Origin of the sequence: Haemophilus sp. C1 (assembly GCF_001276515.1) — a bacterium.
Lineage (GTDB): Bacteria > Pseudomonadota > Gammaproteobacteria > Enterobacterales > Pasteurellaceae > Haemophilus.
Genome location: NZ_LDVZ01000026.1, coordinates 1 through 20,638 on the forward strand (window position 1 = coordinate 1; position 20,638 = coordinate 20,638).

19 protein-coding genes and 3 tRNA genes are annotated in these 20,638 nt (G+C 39.2%); 14 read left to right on the top strand and 8 right to left on the bottom strand.

What is annotated here, in order from left to right:
• The first annotated feature begins 1 nt into the window (after position 1).
• Positions 2-2,113 (top strand): autotransporter outer membrane beta-barrel domain-containing protein, encoded by a 2,112-nt coding sequence (locus ABW51_RS08395; protein ID WP_442902647.1) that lies wholly within the window; start codon positions 2-4, stop codon positions 2,111-2,113.
• Positions 2,114-2,423: 310 nt separating this feature from the next.
• Entirely contained in the window at positions 2,424-3,002 is a 579-nt protein-coding gene (locus ABW51_RS08400) for an NAD(P)H-dependent oxidoreductase (protein ID WP_053466382.1), read from the top strand.
• 63 nt (positions 3,003-3,065) lie between these two features.
• On the opposite strand, the gene rimO is transcribed toward ABW51_RS08400, so the two are convergent.
• Positions 3,066-4,403: a 30S ribosomal protein S12 methylthiotransferase RimO gene (rimO, locus tag ABW51_RS08405; protein WP_053466383.1), complete on the bottom strand. Its 1,338-nt coding sequence runs from the start codon at positions 4,401-4,403 to the stop codon at positions 3,066-3,068.
• 151 nt (positions 4,404-4,554) lie between these two features.
• Here rimO and ABW51_RS08410 point away from each other — a divergent pair, with 151 nt between their 5' ends.
• The 7 genes from ABW51_RS08410 (at position 4,555) to ABW51_RS09905 (ending at position 8,422) form a co-directional block, all read left to right on the top strand.
• A complete protein-coding gene (locus ABW51_RS08410; protein ID WP_053466384.1) occupies positions 4,555-5,271 on the top strand; it encodes an MgtC/SapB family protein in 717 nt (238 codons plus the stop codon).
• A gap of 166 nt (positions 5,272-5,437) precedes the next feature.
• On the top strand, positions 5,438-6,553 hold the full coding sequence (gene asd, locus ABW51_RS08415; RefSeq protein ID WP_046943024.1) for an aspartate-semialdehyde dehydrogenase: 1,116 nt from the start codon (positions 5,438-5,440) through the stop codon (positions 6,551-6,553).
• Positions 6,554-6,631: 78 nt separating this feature from the next.
• Entirely contained in the window at positions 6,632-7,576 is a 945-nt protein-coding gene (locus ABW51_RS08420) for an alpha/beta fold hydrolase (RefSeq protein WP_053466385.1), read from the top strand.
• A gap of 115 nt (positions 7,577-7,691) precedes the next feature.
• Positions 7,692-7,786: transfer RNA gene (locus ABW51_RS08425), tRNA-Ser, on the top strand.
• 20 nt (positions 7,787-7,806) lie between these two features.
• Positions 7,807-7,883, top strand: a tRNA-Arg gene (locus tag ABW51_RS08430).
• Positions 7,884-7,940: 57 nt separating this feature from the next.
• A tRNA-Arg gene (locus tag ABW51_RS08435) sits at positions 7,941-8,017 on the top strand.
• A 93-nt stretch (positions 8,018-8,110) separates the two neighbouring features.
• Positions 8,111-8,422, top strand: coding sequence for a DUF5389 family protein (locus ABW51_RS09905; RefSeq protein ID WP_005654509.1), 312 nt, complete (start codon positions 8,111-8,113; stop codon positions 8,420-8,422).
• A gap of 34 nt (positions 8,423-8,456) precedes the next feature.
• Here ABW51_RS09905 and glmU read toward each other — a convergent pair whose 3' ends face one another.
• From glmU to hflD, 5 genes are all read right to left on the bottom strand, one after another.
• Positions 8,457-9,827 (bottom strand): bifunctional UDP-N-acetylglucosamine diphosphorylase/glucosamine-1-phosphate N-acetyltransferase GlmU, encoded by a 1,371-nt coding sequence (glmU, locus tag ABW51_RS08440; protein ID WP_053466386.1) that lies wholly within the window; start codon positions 9,825-9,827, stop codon positions 8,457-8,459.
• Between the two features lie 158 nt (positions 9,828-9,985).
• On the bottom strand, positions 9,986-10,357 hold the full coding sequence (gene rplL, locus ABW51_RS08445) for a 50S ribosomal protein L7/L12 (RefSeq protein ID WP_005626607.1): 372 nt from the start codon (positions 10,355-10,357) through the stop codon (positions 9,986-9,988).
• Between the two features lie 54 nt (positions 10,358-10,411).
• Positions 10,412-10,903 (bottom strand): 50S ribosomal protein L10, encoded by a 492-nt coding sequence (gene rplJ, locus ABW51_RS08450; RefSeq protein WP_005626605.1) that lies wholly within the window; start codon positions 10,901-10,903, stop codon positions 10,412-10,414.
• A gap of 271 nt (positions 10,904-11,174) precedes the next feature.
• Positions 11,175-12,545, bottom strand: coding sequence for an adenylosuccinate lyase (gene purB / locus ABW51_RS08455; protein WP_053466387.1), 1,371 nt, complete (start codon positions 12,543-12,545; stop codon positions 11,175-11,177).
• 22 nt (positions 12,546-12,567) lie between these two features.
• On the bottom strand, positions 12,568-13,185 hold the full coding sequence (gene hflD / locus ABW51_RS08460) for a high frequency lysogenization protein HflD (protein WP_005638526.1): 618 nt from the start codon (positions 13,183-13,185) through the stop codon (positions 12,568-12,570).
• A 128-nt stretch (positions 13,186-13,313) separates the two neighbouring features.
• Here hflD and trpS point away from each other — a divergent pair, with 128 nt between their 5' ends.
• Together trpS and ABW51_RS08470 are read left to right on the top strand one after the other, a co-directional pair.
• Complete coding sequence (trpS, locus tag ABW51_RS08465; protein ID WP_053466388.1) at positions 13,314-14,318, top strand: tryptophan--tRNA ligase; 1,005 nt, start codon at positions 13,314-13,316, stop codon at positions 14,316-14,318.
• A 20-nt stretch (positions 14,319-14,338) separates the two neighbouring features.
• A complete protein-coding gene (locus ABW51_RS08470) occupies positions 14,339-14,629 on the top strand; it encodes a YfcZ/YiiS family protein (protein ID WP_053466389.1) in 291 nt (96 codons plus the stop codon).
• A 48-nt stretch (positions 14,630-14,677) separates the two neighbouring features.
• Here ABW51_RS08470 and dusA read toward each other — a convergent pair whose 3' ends face one another.
• Both dusA and ABW51_RS08480 read right to left on the bottom strand, forming a co-directional pair.
• On the bottom strand, positions 14,678-15,667 hold the full coding sequence (gene dusA / locus ABW51_RS08475) for a tRNA dihydrouridine(20/20a) synthase DusA (protein WP_053466390.1): 990 nt from the start codon (positions 15,665-15,667) through the stop codon (positions 14,678-14,680).
• 2 nt (positions 15,668-15,669) lie between these two features.
• Positions 15,670-17,055, bottom strand: coding sequence for a chloride channel protein (locus ABW51_RS08480; protein WP_156262556.1), 1,386 nt, complete (start codon positions 17,053-17,055; stop codon positions 15,670-15,672).
• A gap of 271 nt (positions 17,056-17,326) precedes the next feature.
• Between ABW51_RS08480 and rpsL the strand changes: the two genes are divergently transcribed.
• The 3 genes from rpsL to fusA all read left to right on the top strand — a co-directional run bounded on the left by rpsL (position 17,327) and on the right by fusA (position 20,516).
• Positions 17,327-17,701 carry a 30S ribosomal protein S12 gene (gene rpsL / locus ABW51_RS08485; protein ID WP_005543325.1) on the top strand — a complete coding sequence of 125 codons (375 nt, stop codon included), beginning with the start codon at positions 17,327-17,329 and terminating at the stop codon, positions 17,699-17,701.
• 157 nt (positions 17,702-17,858) lie between these two features.
• Positions 17,859-18,329 (top strand): 30S ribosomal protein S7, encoded by a 471-nt coding sequence (gene rpsG, locus ABW51_RS08490; RefSeq protein ID WP_005626581.1) that lies wholly within the window; start codon positions 17,859-17,861, stop codon positions 18,327-18,329.
• An 84-nt stretch (positions 18,330-18,413) separates the two neighbouring features.
• Positions 18,414-20,516 carry an elongation factor G gene (gene fusA / locus ABW51_RS08495; protein WP_005632280.1) on the top strand — a complete coding sequence of 701 codons (2,103 nt, stop codon included), beginning with the start codon at positions 18,414-18,416 and terminating at the stop codon, positions 20,514-20,516.
• The last annotated feature ends 122 nt before the right edge of the window (positions 20,517-20,638 follow it).

Consider the following 20,638-nt stretch of genomic DNA (forward strand, 5'->3'; position numbering starts at 1 on the left):
TATTATGAAACTCGAAGCAAGCAAGCAAGCAAGCAAGCAAGCAAGCAAGCAAGCAAGCAAGCAAGCAAGCAAGCAGAAGTTTAAAAAACCATTTATTATAAGTCTATTTTTTTCTATTCTTTATACCTCTCCGCTTTTGGCTGTTGATTATGTTTACGACTCAGCCAAACTGACACCTGATCAAATTGAACGATTAAAAAAACTCCGCGATAGAAATAGTGAATATTGGAAAGAAGAAACTTATCACATAAAAAGTAACTATTCAGCTGTTCCACCAATTCCCTTATTTTTTCCTAGAAATAGCTTTACTGAAGAGCTTGAAAACATCAATAGTACAAAAAAGATTTCCTTTTATGATCAAAAATATACCGAAGATTACCTTGTTGGTTTTGCAAAAGGTCTCGGGGTTGAAAAAAGAAATGGGGACACAGAAGTTACGGCACGGAAATATCTTAAGGAGTGCCTAAACACTGGGACATATAATACTGATCCTAGCTGCGACACATTACATGCACTACTTAGAGAAGACCATTTAGGAACGTCCAAACTTACGTTAAGAAGTAGTATTTTCTCCATTTATCAGATTGTAAAGAATAGCCATATAAACAGTGAGATTCTAGCTATTGGTAATTACACAAAACTTCTTCATAAACTTCAGGATAATTGGACGTATTCTAATTGGCTAAAGCATTCCTATGAAACTTCAGCAGAATTAGGATTGCAATTGGGCGTTCAAGATAACTCACACGTTATCGGACAAACGATTGATTTAACTCTATTCGCATTAGAAGATTCTCTTTGGGAACCCCGTTGGGATTCGGATATTGAAACATTTATTACCCAAAATGCAGACATCCGTTTTAATACTAAAAATGAAAGTTTACTCGTAAAAGAAGATTATGCTGGCGGAGCTCGTTTTCGTTTTGCTTACGATCTAAAAGATAAAGTCCCTGAAACACCAGTTTTAACTTTTGAAAAAAATATAACTGGTACATCAGATATTATTTTTGAAGGAAAAGCGTTGGATAATTTGAAACATCTAGACGGGCATCAAATTGTCAAAGTAAATGGCACCGCAGAGAAAAATGCATTTAGACTTTCTGGTAAATACCGAAAAGGGATTTATACGCTCTCTTTACAACAACGCCCAGAGGGCTTTTTTACCAAAGTGCAAGAACGCGATGATATTGCAATTTATGCACAACAGGCTCAAGCCGCTAATACGTTATTCGCCTTGCGTTTGAACGACAAAAACAGCGATATTTTTGACCGCACTTTACCGCGCAAAGGCTTGTGGTTGCGTTTAATTAGCGGTCACTTAAGTCAAGATGTTCAAGGCAAGACCGCACCAGTAGAAGGCAATCGTAAAGGCATACAACTTGGTGGCGATGTTTTCTCCTTACAGAATCAAGATTACCAACTTTCCTTTGGTTTAATGGGTGGGCAAGCAGAACAACGTAGTACTTTCCGCAATCCAGATACAGATAATCTTACAACTGGAAATATGAAAGGCTTTGGTGCGGGCATTTATGCCACTTGGCATCAACTTCAGGACAAACAGACAGGTGCGTATGTTGATAGCTGGGTACAATATCAACGCTTCCGCCACCGCATTAACACTGAAGATGGCACAGAACGCTTTACTTCAAAAGGTATTACTGCCTCAATTGAAGCGGGTTACAATGCTTTATTAGCAGAACACTTAACTGAAAAAGGCACTCAAATTCGTTTTTACCTACAACCACAGGCACAATTGACTTATTTGGGGGTAAATGGCGGCTTAACCGATAGTGGCGATAGTAAAGTGAATCTACTTGGCTCTCGCCAATTACAAAGCCGAGTGGGCATTCAAGCTAAAGCACAATTTTTACTCAATAAAAATATCGTCATTCAGCCTTTCGTCGCTGTGAATGCGCTTTACCACAGCAAACCGTTCGGCGTGGAAATGGACGGAGAGCGTCGAGTGATAAACAATAAAGTGGCAATTGAAAGTCAATTAGGTGTAGCATTGAAAATTAAATCTCACTTAACTTTACAAGCAACATTCAATCGTCAAACAGGCAAACATTACCACGCTAAACAAGGTGCGCTGAATTTACAGTGGACGTTTTAAGTTTAGTAGTAACAAAAAAAATCGGCAGGAAAATTTTCTGCCGATTTTTTATTTTAAAAGTGCGGTCATTTTTCGTTTGATTTCCACCAATTTTTTACCGCTCTTTTAATTGCCAATGTAGGGTGGGCGTAAGCCCACGCGTATTATTAATAATATTCTTTTTTTCGTGGGCTTACGCCCACCCTACGGGCTGTAGTCTTCCTTATAGTCTGGAAATAACGTGGCAGGCAAATATACTTTTAAAAATTAACGTAAAAAGGCATAATTGCAGCCCCATTTTTTTATAATTATTTGTTTTAGGAGCAAAAAGATGAATATTTTATTATTAGACGGCGGTAAGGCGTTTGGTCATTCTCACGGCGAGTTGAACCACACGCTTCACAAAAAAGCGAAAGAAGTTTTGACCGAACTTGGACACAATGTAAAAGAAACTATGATTGATGCCGGCTATGATGTTGAGGCAGAAATCGAAAAATTTTTGTGGATGGATGCCGTAATTTGGCAGATGCCAGGTTGGTGGATGCACGAACCTTGGACAGTGAAAAAATACATAGACGAAGTATTAACTAGCGGGCACGGCAAGTTATATCACAGCGATGGCAGACACAGCGTCAGCCCGACTGAAGGTTATGGCACAGGCGGCTTGTTGCAAGGCAAAAAACATATGCTTTCACTGACTTGGAATGCACCGATTGAAGCCTTCACTCGCGAAGGCGACTTCTTCGAAGGCAAAGGTGTCGATGCTTTGTACATGCCTTTCCACAAACTCAACGAGTTCATCGGTTTGACACGTTTACCGACATTTTTATGTAATGATGTGGTTAAAAATCCACAGGTAGAACAATATTTATCAGACTACCAAGCACACTTGGAAAAAGTGTTCGGCTAATAAAAAATCCATCTTCAATACGAAGATGGATTTTTTTATTTATTTCGTTGAGATTGTTGTTCTTTAACAACTTCCCCACAAATCATATTCATCAGAATTTGTGATGGTTACTTTAATCACGTCGCCGACTTTTACATTGATTCCGCTTAAATTATCCACATAGACTAAACCATCCACTTCAGGGGCATCGGCTTTGGAGCGCCCAATAATGCCTTCTTCGTCAATTTCATCCACTAATACATCAAGAGTTTTACCGATTTTTTGTTTTAAACGGTTTGCAGAAATTTCTTGTTGTAATTGCATGAAACGATGGAAACGTTCTTCTTTCACATCTTCTGGTACTTGGTCAGCCATCTCTGTTGCAGGTGCGCCTTCAACAGGGCTGAATTTGAAACAGCCTACGCGATCAAGCTGGGCTTCTTTTAAGAAATCGAGCAATAATTGGAAATCTTCTTCTGTTTCGCCTGGGAAACCTACAATGAAAGTGGAGCGTAATGTTAAATCTGGGCAAATTTCACGCCATTCTTTAATGCGTTCTAAAGTGCGGTCAATGCTGCCTGGTCTTTTCATCGCTTTTAAGATTTTAGGACTAGCGTGTTGTAATGGAATGTCTAAATATGGCAAGAGCGTGCCGTCCGCCATTAATGGAATTAAATCATCCACATGTGGATAGGGATACACATAATGTAAGCGAACCCAAATGCCAAGTTTGCCAAGCTGTTTACAAAGGGTCATTAAATCATTTTTAATTGGCATTCCATTCCAGAAAGCCGTTTTTACACCGCCCTCTTGGCGTTTTAAATCCATGGAATAAGCGGAAGTGTCTTGTGATACCACAAGTAATTCTTTTACGCCTGCTTCGGCTAAACGTTTTGCTTCGTCCAAAACTTGCGTAATAGAGCGGCTTTCCAAATCGCCACGCATAGATGGAATAATGCAGAACGTACAACGGTGATCACAGCCTTCAGAGATTTTCAAATAGGCATAATGTTTTGGTGTCAGTTTTACGCCTTGTTTTGGTACTAAGCTGGTGTAAGGGTTATGTGTCGGTTTTGACACGTATTTGTGAACTTGAGCCATCACTGTTTCATAACTATGTGGGCCGCTAACTTCCAAAACTTTAGGATGCACTTCACGAATTTGGTCTTCTTTTGCCCCCAAACAGCCAGTCACGATAACTCGCCCATTTTCTTCTAATGCTTCGCCAATCGCTTCGAGTGATTCCTGCACGGCACTATCAATAAAGCCACAAGTGTTCACAATCACTAAATCAACATTTTCATAGCTTGGCACAATGTTGTAACCATCGGTGCGTAGTTCCGTTAAGATTCGTTCAGAATCTACTAAGTTTTTTGGGCAACCAAGGCTTACAAAGCCAATGCTTGGGGTTGAATTTTGCATAAAATAACCGTTCTTTCGCTCTATAAAATTTCAAACGCAAGATTTTACTCAATTTTCGCAAGAAAGGCGATAAATTAAAGGCTTGGAAGGGTAAAGATTTTAAGCTAAGTGATGTAGAATAAACGATTATGTCGGACTCATTTTTATCATTATGGAAAATTCATCTTTACTTTTAACCGCACTTTTCGATCCTTATCACTTAATTATTTTTAGCAAAATGCTATTGGCGATGGTGCTTGGCAGTGTTATTGGCTTAGAGCGTGAGCTTAAGCGCAAACCTGTGGGCGTGAAAACTTGCGCTATTATTGCCGTCACCACTTGTGTGCTAACGATTGTTTCGATTCAAGCCGCAGAGCATTATGCGCAAGTTTCAGAAAATATTCGTACGGATCCGATGCGTCTTGCGGCTCAAGTGATTAGTGGCATCGGTTTTTTAGGTGCTGGAGTGATTTTGCATAAGAAAAATGATGCGATTTCAGGTTTAACTACTGCTGCGATTATTTGGGCTTCTGCGGGGATCGGTATTGCTGCTGGAGCAGGTTTCGTATTCGATGCGGTGATCGCAACGGTGATGATTTTGGTGTCTATTCGATTAAGTCCGTTGGTACAACGTTGGGTACATCGTAAATCACAACCTCGTCGGACAAAATTCAATATTCTTGTCAATGATGCGGAAAGTATAGGGAAAGTTACCCAATTATTAGTAAATAATCAGTATCGTATTGAACATATACAAGTTAAAGATCAAAGTAGTGGAGAAGTGCGGTTACAAATTCGTTGCTTTTCCATTGATTCCACAATGTTGAAAGATGCGTATGCTTTACTTAAAGCGGAAGATGGCGTAATAAGTGTTGAAGTAGATAACTAGAAAAAGAATGATTAAATTAAATTTCTTTTAAATTAACCGCACTTTTTTTTATTTTTTATTTAATTTCTTTCACAAAAGATCAATTTTCATTAAAAATACTTGATTTTGCTAACGCTATCTTGTAATTAATAATTCTATTCAAACACAACAAACTAAGGAAACAACAATGAAAAATGTAGGCTTTATCGGTTGGCGCGGAATGGTCGGTTCCGTATTAATGGATCGTATGTCGCAGGAAAATGATTTTGCAAATCTTAATCCCGTATTTTTTACGACTTCACAAGCAGGTCAAAAAGCTCCTGTATTTGGTGGCAAGGATGCAGGCGAACTTAAAAATGCATTCGATATTGAAGAACTGAAAAAATTAGACATTATCGTGACTTGCCAAGGAGGCGATTACACCAATGAAGTTTATCCAAAATTAAAAGCAACTGGTTGGGACGGTTATTGGGTTGATGCCGCGTCTGCATTACGTATGAAAGATGATGCAATTATTGTGCTTGATCCAGTAAACCAACACGTGATTTCTGAAGGTTTGAAAAAAGGCATTAAAACTTTCGTAGGTGGTAACTGTACGGTAAGCTTAATGCTTATGGCTATCGGCGGTCTATTTGAAAAAGATTTGGTGGAATGGATTTCTGTGGCAACTTACCAAGCGGCTTCAGGTGCTGGCGCAAAAAATATGCGTGAATTACTTTCACAAATGGGTTTATTAGAACAAGCGGTTTCAAGCGAATTAAAAGACCCTGCGTCTTCTATTTTAGATATTGAACGTAAAGTGACTGCAGAAATGCGTTCTGATAGCTTTCCAACCGATAACTTCGGTGCCGCATTAGGTGGTAGCTTAATCCCTTGGATTGATAAACTTCTTCCTGAAACAGGACAAACTAAAGAAGAATGGAAAGGTTATGCAGAAACCAACAAAATTTTAGGTTTAAGCGACAACCCAATTCCTGTGGATGGTTTATGTGTGCGTATTGGTGCATTACGTTGCCACAGCCAAGCATTCACCATCAAACTGAAAAAAGACTTACCATTAGAAGAAATCGAACAAATTATTGCATCACATAATGAATGGGTCAAAGTGATTCCAAACGACAAAGAAACCACATTGCGTGAATTAACGCCAGCGAAAGTAACAGGTACATTAAGCGTGCCTGTTGGGCGTTTACGTAAATTGGCTATGGGCCCTGAATATTTGGCTGCCTTTACTGTGGGTGACCAATTATTATGGGGTGCGGCAGAGCCAGTTCGCCGTATCTTAAAACAATTGGTAGCATAATTGGCAGAGTGCGTGAAGTAAAATCTCACGCACTTTTTCTTTCTTTTGTATGCGTTGATGTATCCCATCTAAAAACTTATGAATCGAGAATCCAACTTTACTCAATTTGTCTTTACCGAACTGTTACCTTTTTTCAATCAATTTCCAACGCAATATTTCACTGGTAAAAATAGCGTTCAAATCACTTATCGGCATTTAATCCACGCTAAAAGTGCGGATAGAAAATTGATGATTTTAGTGAATGGTCGTGCTGAAAATATGTTGAAATGGTCAGAGCCCGCTTATGATTTTTATCATCAAGGCTATGATGTGTTGCTATTTGATCACCGAGGTCAAGGCTATTCAACCCATTTGCTGAAGGATTCTGAAAAAGGGCATTTAGACGAATTTCGTTTCTATGTCGATGATATGGAGAAAATCATCGAAAAAGTGACCGCACTTTTCAACTATTCAACGCAGCATTTGCTTGCTCATTCAATGGGATCATTGATTTCAACCTATTATTTGGCAAATTGTGATCATCGCATTAATAAAGCAGTGCTTTCTTCACCTTTTTACGGTATTCCTTTAAAGCACCCTATTAGAGATGAACTGATTATTGCCCTGATGAATATGTTAAGGCAAGGCGAGCGTTATGTTTTTGGTAAAGGACCTTATCAACAAGCCCATTTGGAATACAATGAACTAAGTTTCTGTAAAACCAGAATGAAATGGATGAATCGTGTAAATCGTAAAAATCCAGCAATTCATCTTGGCGGACCAACGTTCCGTTGGGTGCATTTGTTTTTGAATACAATTAAACGTTTGCCGAAACTTATTCCTAAGATTGAAATTCCAATCCTAATTTTACAAGCCGAAAAAGAAAAAATAGTAGATAACAAAAATCTTGAAAAATTAACCGCACTTTTTCCGAATGCTCAATGTAAAGTTGTATTGAACGCGAAACATGAGGTGTTATTTGAGCAAGATGAATTAAGACGGGAAACAATATCTAAGATTTTAGTATTTTTGAATGATGAGTAGATTTTTATTCAATAATATATTTAATGTGTAGATAAAATATTCAAACAGGTATGTTTTTCAAAAAATGGTTTGACATATTTTCTAAAAAACGTATTATACCGCTCACACCGATTGTGGTGAGATGGCCGAGCAGGCTGAAGGCGCTCCCCTGCTAAGGGAGTATGGGGTTAAAAAGCTCCATCGAGGGTTCGAATCCCTCTCTCACCGCCATTGTTTGTTTTATTTATTCTGCACCCGTAGCTCAGCTGGATAGAGTACTCGGCTACGAACCGAGCGGTCAGAGGTTCGAATCCTCTCGGGTGCGCCATTTTTAAAACGGCTCTATCTTATTAAAGTGGTTGTGAATAATTAAAGTATCATCTACGCACCCGTAGCTCAGCTGGATAGAGTACTCGGCTACGAACCGAGCGGTCAAAGGTTCGAATCCTTTCGGGTGCGCCATTTCTATATTATTACTTTCATTAAAATTTCTTTACTATTCAATATATTTGTTGTATTTCTTTCTCATATCCATTTATTTTTATTATTTAAAATATGAAAAAACAATCTTTACCAACTAAATTTAGTCCATTTGCTTGGGGGCTTGCTGCTTTTTGTTCGCCTATATTATTGTGTCCAATGGCATTATTAATTTCTACGGCATTCAGTAAAAATCCTCATCTAACAAACTGGCAAATCAATTTATTTTCAATACTTTTTTGGGTTTATCCCTTTATTCTAGCCATTACAGCCCGAATACTATACCTTATTCATCAACATAAACCTAAACTAGCAAATAAATTATTAATATTAAGTGCGGTCATTTTTTATGTGGTTTTAATTACGATTTGTAAAATTGGTTTATAAAAAAATCCTACGATAAAACGTAGGATTTTTTATTTTATTTTTTCTTTATTGGTCGCTGCCAACCTTGAATATGTCGTTGAGCAACTCTTGTAATCACTAATTCATTTTCGCCTACATCACGTGTAATTGTTGTGCCTGCACCAATAGTTGCCCCATTTGCGACTTTCACTGGTGCGACTAATTGTGTATCAGATCCCACAAATACATCATTACCGATGATCGTTTTAAATTTATTTGCACCATCGTAGTTGCAGGTTATGACACCCGCACCAATATTACAATTTGAGCCAATTTGTGAATCGCCAACATAAGTTAGATGATTAACTTTAGAACCTTTACCAACGGTAGATTTTTTAATTTCTACAAAGTTACCGACATGCGTTTCGGCTGCGAGTTCTGCGCCTGGGCGTAAACGAGAAAATGGACCAATTGCGGCTTTTTCTCCTACTACAGAATCCTCTAGCACTGAATAGGGTTTTATTTCTACATCATTGCCAATAACAACATTTTTTAATACGCAACCTACACCAATTTTTACGCGATCACCGAGTTTAACACTACCTTCGATAATAACATTAACATCGATTTCCACATCTTTTCCATGTTCTAATGTTCCACGTAGGTCAAAGCGAGCGGGATCGTAGATCATTACGCCTTCAAGTAATAATTTTGAGGCTTGTTTATTTTGGAAATAACGTTCAAGTGCGGCTAATTGTAAGCGATTATTTGCACCTTCAACTTCCATGACATCTGTTGCTGGTACAGCAACAACTTGGCAATTATCTTGGTTTGCGAGAGCAATAAGATCCGTTAAGTAATATTCGCCTTGAGCATTATTATTGCCTACACGAGCTAACCATTTTTTGAAACTTGCACCATCGGATACCATAACGCCAGTATTTACTTCTTTAATATTTAGTTGATCAGCATTTGCATCTTTTTGTTCTACAATTGCTACAACATTGCCATTTTCACGGATAATTCTCCCATAGCCTGTTGGGTCATCTAAATTTACGGTAAGCAATGCAATGCCATTTTCTGGTTTTGCTTTAATTAACTTTTCTAATGTTTCTTTAGTTATTAATGGTGCATCGCCGTAAAGTACAACAATATTTTCGTTATCTTTAAAGAAAGGTGCCGCTTGTTGAACTGCATGTGCTGTGCCAAGTTGTTCTGTTTGTAATACCCAGTTTACTTGTTCATTTGCAAGATGGGAACGCATTAAGTCCCCACCGTGGCCATAGATTAAATGAATATTTTCTGCGCCTAATTGATGAGCAGTATCAATTACATGTTTCACCATTGGTTTACCAGCGATTGTATGTAGAACTTTAGGTAAATCGGAATACATGCGAGTTCCTTTTCCGGCTGCTAAAATTACCGCACTTAATGCTTTTGTAGTCATAGATTTTCTCTTTATTTATCAATAATAATGGGAGATATTTTATCGTAGAAAGGAGAAGATGATAAGTTTTTAAATTAAGGAAGTTATGGCTTTTTAGATAGGAAAAAACCGATGGTTTCCCATCGGTTTTCTGAATTTTAAAGTGGTTAAAATAGAAATTATTTAACTTCTACTTGTGCACCAGCTTCTTCTAATTCTTTCTTAAGTGCTTCAGCTTCTTCTTTAGAAACACCTTCTTTTAATGCTGCTGGAGCAGATTCAACTAAATCTTTAGCTTCTTTTAAGCCTAAACCAGTTGCACCACGTACTGCTTTGATTACTGCTACTTTGTTAGCACCAGCTGCTGCAAGAATTACGTCGAATTCAGTTTTTTCTTCTGCTGCCGCTGCGCCACCTGCTGCTGGAGCTGCTGCTACTGCTGCCGCTGCTGAAACACCGAATTTTTCTTCCATCGCTGCGATTAATTCAACGATTTCAGTTACAGTTTTTGAAGCAATCGCTTCAATGATTTGTTCGTTAGTTAATGACATAACAATCAATTCCTAAAATAAATAAAGTTAGATGAAGTAAGAAACGCTTAATGATTAAGCTGCTTCTTGTAATTTGTCGCGTAATGCCGCGAAGGTGCGAGCAAGTTTGCCTGCTGCAGCTTCTTTCATTGTGCCCATTAAACGTGCAATCGCTTCTTCGTAAGTTGGTAATGTTGCCAAGAATTCAACATCTTGGATTTTACCTTCAAAGGCTGCACCTTTAATTTCAAACTTATCGTTTGCTTTAGCAAACTCTTTGAACAAACGAGCAGCTGCGCCCGGGTGTTCGTTAGAGAACGCGATAAGTGTTGGACCTACAAACGTATCTTTTAAGCATTCGTAATCTGTGCCTTCAACTGCGCGACGTAATAAAGTATTACGAACTACACGCATTGTAACGCCAGCTTCACGTGCTGATTTACGTAATTCAGTCATTTTCTCAACAGTTACACCGCGAGAATCCGCGATTACTGCTGAAAGTGCACCTTTGGCTGCTTCATTTACTTCAGCAACAATTGCTTGTTTGTCTTGAAGATTTAATGCCATTGGCTTTTAGCTCCTGAATACACTCCGATTACTCGGAATTAATTTACCTAATCCTAAGATCAGGATGACTTCGGCGCCCAGAAGCAAGAAAAATTCTTATTCTGTTCACCATCTACGTAGGATAATTAAGATTGCTCCCCTACGGTCTTGGATGGGGCTTGAATAGGTCAAGCACCAACCAGAAATTTGTTAGATTGACTAACACAGGCGCAGGATTATAGAGAAAAGCTATGTTCTTGTAAAGAATATTGTTGGAAAAAGAGCCAAATTCCTATGATAGCTTCTCTACTAATTCCACTGCAGCCCCAATATAAGTAGCGGGTGTTAATTTTTGTAAACGTAATTTTTCTTCTTGTGGAATAGCCAACTTATCAATGAATTCACGCATAGCTTGTTCTGTCACTCGTTTACCTCGCGTTAATTCTTTTAATTTTTCGTAAGGTTTTTCTATTCCATAGCGGCGCATTACGGTTTGAATTGGTTCAGCTAAAACTTCCCAGTTTTGATTGAGTTCTTCTAATAAGTGCGGTTGATTTACTTCAAGTTTACTAATTCCTTTGCGCGTTGAAGCATAAGCAATCAAACAATAACCTAATCCTACGCCTAAATTACGTAATACGGTTGAATCCGTTAAGTCACGCTGCCAGCGAGAAATTGGTAATTTTTGACCTAAATGGGTCATTACTGCATTGGCTAAGCCCAGATTGCCCTCTGAGTTTTCAAAATCAATTGGATTGACTTTATGTGGCATGGTAGAAGAACCAATTTCGCCTGCAATAGTCCGTTGTTTAAAGTGATTTAATGCAATATATCCCCATAAATCACGATCAAAATCAATGATAATGGTATTAAAGCGTACTACAGCATCAAAAAATTCAGCTATATAATCGTGCGGTTCAATTTGAGTGGTATAAGGATTCCATTGAATACCTAATGAAGTGACAAATTCTTCGCTGAATTTATGCCAATCAATATTAGGATATGCCGATAAATGCGCATTGTAGTTACCTACCGCTCCATTGATTTTACCTAAGATTTCCGCGTTATGAAGTTGTTTAAATTGACGTTTTAGGCGATAAACAACATTCGCCATTTCTTTGCCCACTGTGCTTGGTGAAGCTGGCTGACCATGTGTGCGAGAAAGTAATGGAATCGTTTTATATTCTTCTGCAAGACGAGTGATTTCATCAATCAGTTTTTGCCATTCTGGTAAAATCACTTCATCACGCGCGGTGCTTAACATTAATGCGTGAGAGAGGTTGTTAATATCTTCTGAGGTGCAAGCGAAGTGAATAAATTCGGAAACATTCACTAGTTCCACTTCATTTTGAATTTTCTCTTTCAGAAAATACTCAACAGCTTTCACATCGTGATTGGTTGTGCGTTCAATTTCTTTAATACGCGCAGCATCGGTCTCATTAAAATTAGCCACAATTCCATCTAAAAAAGCATTTGCTTGCGTAGAAAATGGCGGTACTTCGGTAATGTCTGCCGTTGAAGCTAATTTTTGTAACCAACGAACTTCCACAGCTACACGGAATTTCATTAACCCGAATTCGCTAAAAATAGCGCGTAATGGAGTTACTTTATCTTGATAACGACCATCAAGAGGGGAAAGTGCGGTCAGTGTAGAGAGTTGCATAAATGTTTGCTCCAGAATTGTATTAATAAATAGAAGAATAAATCTGTTTTGCGGTGGCAAGTAATTTTCTGCGGAAAAATAAAATTTGCCATTTTGTTCCGCCCATTTGTTTCCACAGCACGGCAGAGCGAATTCCCGCAAGTAAAACTGCACGAATTTTATTTTGCACGAGTTCTTGTCGCAAATAATCAGGCGAGCCTAGGATGTGAATTTTTTTGCCCAATGGGCTAATAACGTCGCTGTAAATATTTGCCATAATGGATAACATTGTTTCGCTATCGCGAGCGTAATGAATTTCCTGCTCTTTTAGGCGAGAAATTCGATTGCCCAATGTTTGTTTGGCATCGGGATTTTTTGATAATTTTCCTTCTAATGCCAAAAGGCTTAGCCAATAGCGAGTTAAATTTTGATCGCCTTGAGCGTTGAGCTGATGAATTAAGGTTTCTAGACCCAATTTTAAATGACGAACTTCCCCACCAAAAACATCTTCAATTCGTTGTGGTTGGGTAATGAAAAGGCTATTAAGTGCGGTTAAAAATGTATCCGAATCTGCTCGGCTTTCTGTTGCAAGTTGATGAACCAATTTTGCTGATTGGCACACGCCAGCTAGGGCAAGAACAATATCGTGGTAGTTTTTCATTAGAAAATAGTAGGAAAACGTTTCCGTTAAATATAGCATTTTTAACCTAGCTTTTGAACTCGAACATTAAAAAAGCCTAGAGTTTCTGATATGATGAGCGAACAGTTTTAAGGTATTAAGGATTGATTATGGCAAAACCAATTGTTTTTAGTGGCGTGCAGCCTTCTGGTGAATTAACTATCGGAAATTATTTGGGCGCGTTGCGCAACTGGGTGAAAATGCAAGAGGATTATGAATGTATTTTCTGCGTAGTTGATTTACATGCGATCACTGTGCGTCAAGATCCTGTTGCCCTTCGCAAAGCAACGCTTGATGTGCTTGCTCTTTATTTGGCGTGCGGAATTGATCCAAATAAAAGTACTATTTTTGTTCAATCTCACGTTCCAGAACACACGCAATTAAACTGGGTGTTAAATTGCTACACCTATTTCGGTGAAATGAGCCGAATGACCCAATTCAAAGATAAATCAGCGCGTTATGCAGAAAATATTAACGTGGGTTTGTTTGATTATCCGGTGTTAATGGCGGCGGATATTTTACTTTATCAAGCAAAAAGCGTGCCTGTTGGTGATGACCAAAAACAACACTTAGAAATTACGCGTGATATTGCAAATCGCTTTAATGCGCTCTATGGCAATATTTTCACTATTCCTGAAATTTTCATTGGAAAAGCAGGTGCGCGTATTATGTCATTGCAAGATCCTGAAAAGAAAATGTCAAAATCAGATGATAACCGCAACAATGTAGTGACACTTTTGGAAGATCCAAAATCTGTGGCGAAGAAAATTAAACGTGCCGTAACAGATTCAGATGAGCCACCTGTTGTTCGTTATGATGTGCAAAGTAAAGCGGGGGTATCCAATCTTTTAGATATTCTTTCTGCGGTTACGGATAAGCCAATTGCTGATCTTGAAAAAGAATTTGAAGGTAAAATGTACGGACATTTAAAAACTGCAGTAGCGGATGAAGTCTCAACCCTACTTGCTGGTTTACAAGAACGTTTCCATCAATATCGTAATGATGAAGCTTTATTAGATAATATCTTACGACAAGGTGCGGAAAAAGCGCGTACAAAAGCGCAAGAAACCTTGGCGAAAGTGTATGAGGCAGTGGGTTTTGTTGCTGCAAAATAACGGAATAAAAGGATAATATTATGGCGATTCAAACTGAAAAACCGATTGAATGTGTAGGTTGTAACACATTTGATATGAAATCACTTTTCGATAATCGTGATTGTAGTCAGGTTATTGAATATATTTATGACAGTGAAGAACAAGCGCAAGAAGCGCTCACATTTTTTACTCAGAAAGCGCGTGATGTAGAAAGTGAACCTTGTGAAATTAAATCTGAAATTACAAAAGTGGATGATGGTTATTTATTAAAGGCAGATTTTACTTTCTGTTGCCAAGCTGAATTGGTGATTTTTCAAATGCGTATTGCGTAAGAAAAACAGCTGAAAAATAAGCCGCACTTTTGCGGCTTATTTTGTTTTTTAGGATTCGTTTTCTACAAAGCTTAAGGCGGTTTCAACTACTTCAACTCCCGCACCTTGTTTAAACGCATTTTCGCTTAAATAGCGTCGCCATTGACGAGCACCTTTGCAATGTTGGAATGCGCCTAACATATGGCGGACGATATGATTAAGGTGTATGCCTTGGCTAAGTTGTTGTTCAATATAAGGAAGCATTGACTGTACCGCTTCATGAGCGGTAACAATTGGTGCGTTAGGATCAAATAAGGCTTGGTCAATTTGCCCAAGTAAACTTGGATTTTGATAGGCCTCTCGCCCAACCATTACGCCATCCACATATTGCAAATGTTGTTTCATTTCTTCAATGGTTTTTATGCCACCATTAATTGCGATAGTTAGATGTGGAAAATCACGCTTTAGTTGATAAACCCGAGCATAATCTAATGGCGGAATTTCTCGATTTTCTTTGGGGCTTAACCCTGAAAGCCAAGCTTTTCGTGCGTGGATAATAAACTCTTGGCAACCTTTTTCTTGAACCTTTTCAATAAAATCACATAAAAATTCATAGCTGTCTAATTCATCAATGCCAATACGCGTTTTCACAGTGACTGGAATTTTGACCGCACTTTGCATTTGTTCTACACAGTCTGCAACCAGATCTGCCTTAGCCATTAAGCAAGCGCCAAACATTCCATTTTGTACGCGATCAGAAGGGCATCCTACATTAAGATTAATTTTGTGATATCCTCGTTCCTCAGCAAGTTTTGCGCAATATTTTAGTTGTACAGGATCGCTTCCTCCCAGCTGTAACGCAACGGGATTTTCTTGTAAATCAAAATCCAAGTGATCGTATTTGGCATGGATAATCGCAGGTACAGTGACCATTTCAGTGTAAAGTAATGCATGCTTTGAAAATTGGCGATGAAAATAACGACAATGGCGTGTTGTCCAATCTAACATTGGTGCAACAGAAAAACGGCCGCGGTAAAAGTGCGGTAGATTGTGAGGCATTTTTATTTCTCTTGTTCGGTTTTGCTGCGTAATTCTTCGGCTTGGCGAGCTTGCATTTGCTGGCGAAAACGGCCTGCAGCAAAGTGGTAAAATGGTTTTGGGCTAAATTGGCGCGAGATTATGGAGGCAATAATGCTGGAAATCAAGAGCCAAATGAGTACGGGTTGTGCACCTGTCATTTCCATTACAACAACACTGGCGGTAACTGGTGATTGTGTGCCGCCAGCTAAAAATGCCGCCATACATAAAATCACCAAAAAATGTTGATCAACCATACGGCCACTGAGATCCCAAAGCATTGCGCCAATGCCTGCGCCTGTTGTCAGTGATGGAGTAAAGATACCACCGGCAATACCATTCCAATAAGTGGTCACTGTTGCTAAAAGTTTAAGGATGCCAATTTCGGGATCTATAGCTTGCCCTTCTAAGGCGCGTGCAACAACTTCATAGCCAGTACCATAAGTTTGTCCGTGAGTGTAACTGCCGAGTGCGGCAAGCATTAAACCCAATAATAAAGCAATATAAATAGGATGTTGGCGAATCCAGCCACGCCATTTTTCAGGTAATAATCCTGCGAGACCTTTTGCTAATAGTCGTCCGAATATACCACCTAGAATGCCACAAACCACCCCACAAATTGCAAGCCAAAGATAGAGATAAGAAACAGATGTTGCACCTTGATAACTTGGAAAATAAGGGCTGTTTCCTTGAATCGCGACAAGAATAAAACCAGCAGCTAATACCCCCATCAATACGCGTCGTTCCCAACGTAACATTACGCCACGTCCAAGTTCTTCAATCGCAAATATCACCCCAGCCAAAGGTGCATTAAAGGCTGCCGCAAGCCCACCTGCTGCACCTGTGGCAAGTAATTCATTGGTGCTTAATCTTCTAAATGCTAAATTATGTTTTCTACAATAATTTCCCCATGCAAGCATGACAGCAGCACCAACTTGTACTGATGGTCCCTCACGTCCAACCGATGCGCCTATAAGCATTGCTAGAAAGGTAAGAGGAATTTTCCAAATAGTTTGGCTGAATTCAACTAATTTGGTTTTATAGCTACTATGAGGAAGATTAATTGATGCAATCACTTGCGGAATACCGCTTCCTCCTACATAGGGAGTATATTTTTTCGTAAACCAAGTCAGGCAAGCCATGCCTAGGGGTAACACAAACCAAACTGCAATAGGATATTTAGATGACCAGTGAGCGTTTAGTTCTAGACCAAGATCGGATAATTTAGCAAAGCCAAATGAAAAGAGTAAGACAAATGCTGCACCTATGATTAGGCAGATAAATTCTAAACTTTTGTGGGAAATTCTGTGTGTTTGGCGTAGCTTTTTATGGAAGAAATAGCGTAAGTGAAATTTGAGCGAGCGTAACATAATCATTGTAATTTAATACTAATTAAGTAGAAATTATAAAACTGTCATTTCGCTGGGGCAATTGGTTTGGCATTTTGAATAAAAGTGCGGTGAATTTTGGAAGCGTTTTTTTGTGCGCAACTAAAGAAGATCCTTTCATGGATCTTTGGCGCTGTTTAATTATTGACAATAAACCTCAGAACGATTAAAATTCGCCGTCTATTTCTGTATGGAAGTAGATTTTTTGAACAACATTCTATTATTGAATAACATTTAAACTGGAGCTTTTTTAATGGCAACTATCAACCAGCTAGTACGCAAACCGCGTGTGAAAAAGGTTGTAAAAAGCAACGTTCCTGCATTAGAGGCTTGCCCGCAGAAACGTGGTGTATGTACTCGTGTATATACTACAACTCCTAAAAAACCAAACTCAGCGTTACGTAAAGTATGTCGTATCCGCTTAACTAACGGTTTTGAAGTAACTTCTTATATCGGTGGTGAAGGTCACAACCTTCAAGAGCACAGTGTTGTATTAATCCGTGGCGGTCGTGTTAAAGACTTACCGGGTGTGCGTTACCACACAGTACGCGGTGCATTAGACTGCGCAGGCGTTAAAGATCGTAAACAAGGTCGTTCTAAATACGGCGTTAAACGCCCTAAAGCTTAATGGTTCTCCGTTAAGTAAGGCCAAACGTCTAAATTAGCAAAACAATTTAAACCATAAACTCCAGTCAAAAAGCGCTTTGCGCTGCAAATTTTCTCAAAGAGAAATATTGCTGATGGGTTTTGGATATCCTGAAGATTAAAATACGGAGAAATTCGCAATGCCACGTCGTCGTAGTGTTGAAGCACGCAAGATTCTTCCAGATCCGAAGTTCGGTTCAGAATTACTTGCAAAATTTATTAATGTAATCATGGTAGACGGTAAAAAATCCGTTGCTGAATCAATCGTTTATGGTGCTTTAGAAACTTTAGCACAACGCACAGGTAAAGAGCCTTTAGAAGCGTTTGAAGTTGCACTTGAAAACGTACGTCCAACTGTTGAGGTTAAATCTCGTCGTGTTGGTGGTTCTACTTACCAAGTACCGGTTGAAGTACGTCCAGTACGTCGTAACGCATTAGGTATGCGTTGGATCGTTGAAGCTGCACGTAAACGCGGTGATAAATCAATGGCTTTACGTCTTGCAAACGAATTATCAGATGCGTCTGATAACAAGGGTGCAGCAGTGAAAAAACGTGAAGACGTTCACCGTATGGCTGAAGCTAACAAAGCATTTGCTCACTACCGTTGGTAATAAGCTTTTGATATTTAAGGGCTTCATCATTGATGAAGCCTTACCCTTATATAAACTGATATTAAATTAAACAAGGTTATAATAATGGCTCGTACAACCCCTATTGAAAGATATCGTAATATCGGTATCAGTGCGCACATTGACGCGGGTAAAACCACTACCACTGAGCGTATCTTATTCTATACCGGTGTTAGCCACAAAATCGGTGAAGTGCACGATGGTGCTGCAACGATGGACTGGATGGAACAAGAACAAGAGCGTGGTATCACCATTACCTCTGCGGCAACTACCGCATTTTGGTCAGGTATGTCACAACAGTTCCAACAACACCGTATCAACGTTATCGACACCCCGGGACACGTAGACTTTACCGTTGAAGTAGAACGTTCTATGCGTGTTCTTGATGGTGCGGTAATGGTTTACTGTGCGGTTGGTGGTGTTCAACCACAATCTGAAACCGTATGGCGTCAAGCTAACAAATACCAAGTGCCACGTATCGCGTTCGTTAACAAAATGGACCGTACCGGTGCGAACTTCTTACGCGTAGTTGAACAATTAAAAACCCGTTTAGGTGCCAACGCAGTTCCTCTTCAACTTCCAATCGGCGCAGAAGAAAACTTCACCGGTGTAGTTGACTTGATCAAAATGAAAGCGATCAACTGGAACGAAGCTGACCAAGGTATGACCTTCACCTATGAAGATGTACCTGCAAATATGCAAGCAGACTGCGAAGAATGGCGTCAAAACCTTGTTGAAGCAGCGGCTGAAGCATCAGAAGAATTAATGGAAAAATACTTAGGTGGCGAAGACTTAACTGAAGAAGAAATTAAGTCAGCATTACGTCAGCGCGTATTAGCAAACGAAATCATCTTAGTAACTTGTGGTTCTGCGTTCAAAAACAAAGGTGTTCAAGCAATGCTTGACGCAGTTGTTGAATATTTACCAGCACCAACTGATATTCCTGCTATTAAAGGTATCAATCCAGATGAAACTGAAGGCGAACGTCATGCAAGTGATGAAGAGCCATTCTCTTCATTAGCATTCAAAATTGCAACTGACCCATTCGTAGGTAACTTAACATTCTTCCGTGTGTACTCAGGTGTAATTAATTCTGGTGATACAGTATTAAACTCTGTACGTCAAAAACGTGAACGTTTTGGTCGTATCGTACAGATGCACGCTAACAAACGTGAAGAAATTAAAGAAGTTCGCGCAGGTGACATCGCAGCTGCTATCGGCTTAAAAGATGTAACTACTGGTGATACATTATGTGCAATTGAAGCACCAATCATCCTTGAGCGTATGGAATTCCCAGAGCCAGTAATCTCTGTTGCGGTAGAACCAAAAACTAAAGCTGACCAAGAAAAAATGGGCTTAGCATTAGGTCGTTTAGCACAAGAAGACCCTTCATTCCGCGTTCACACTGATGAAGAATCTGGTGAAACCATCATTTCTGGTATGGGTGAATTACACTTAGATATCATCGTTGACCGTATGAAACGTGAGTTCAAAGTGGAAGCTAACATTGGTAAACCACAAGTATCTTACCGTGAAACTATCCGTACTCGAGTTAATGATGTGGAAGGTAAACATGCAAAACAATCTGGTGGTCGCGGTCAATATGGTCACGTTGTTATCGACTTATATCCATTAGATCCAGAAGGTCCAGGTTACGAGTTCGTGAACGAAATCAAAGGTGGTGTAATTCCTGGTGAATACATTCCTGCGGTTGATAAAGGTATCCAAGAACAGCTTAAATCTGGTCCATTAGCGGGTTACCCTGTAGTTGATCTTGGTGTACGTTTACACTTTGGTTCATACCATGATGTGGACTCATCTGAATTAGCGTTTAAACTTGCTGCATCTTTAGCATTTAAAGCAGCATTCGCAAAAGCAAATCCAGTATTACTTGAGCCAATTATGAAAGTTGAAGTTGAAACTCCACCTGAATATGTTGGTGATGTAATTGGTGACTTAAGCCGTCGTCGTGCTATGGTGAACGGTCAAGAAGCGAATGAGTTCGTTGTTAAGATCGATGCTGAAGTTCCACTTTCAGAAATGTTCGGTTATGCAACAGACTTACGTTCACAAACTCAAGGTCGTGCATCATACTCAATGGAACCGTTAAAATATGCTGAAGCTCCAACAAGTGTTGCAGCTGCAGTAATTGAAGCGCGTAAAAAATAATTTTTTGTAAACCAGCGGTGTAAAACATGATTGTTTTATACCGCACTTCTTAGGAAACATTAGCAATGTCTAAAGAAAAATTTGAACGTACAAAACCGCACGTAAACGTGGGTACAATCGGC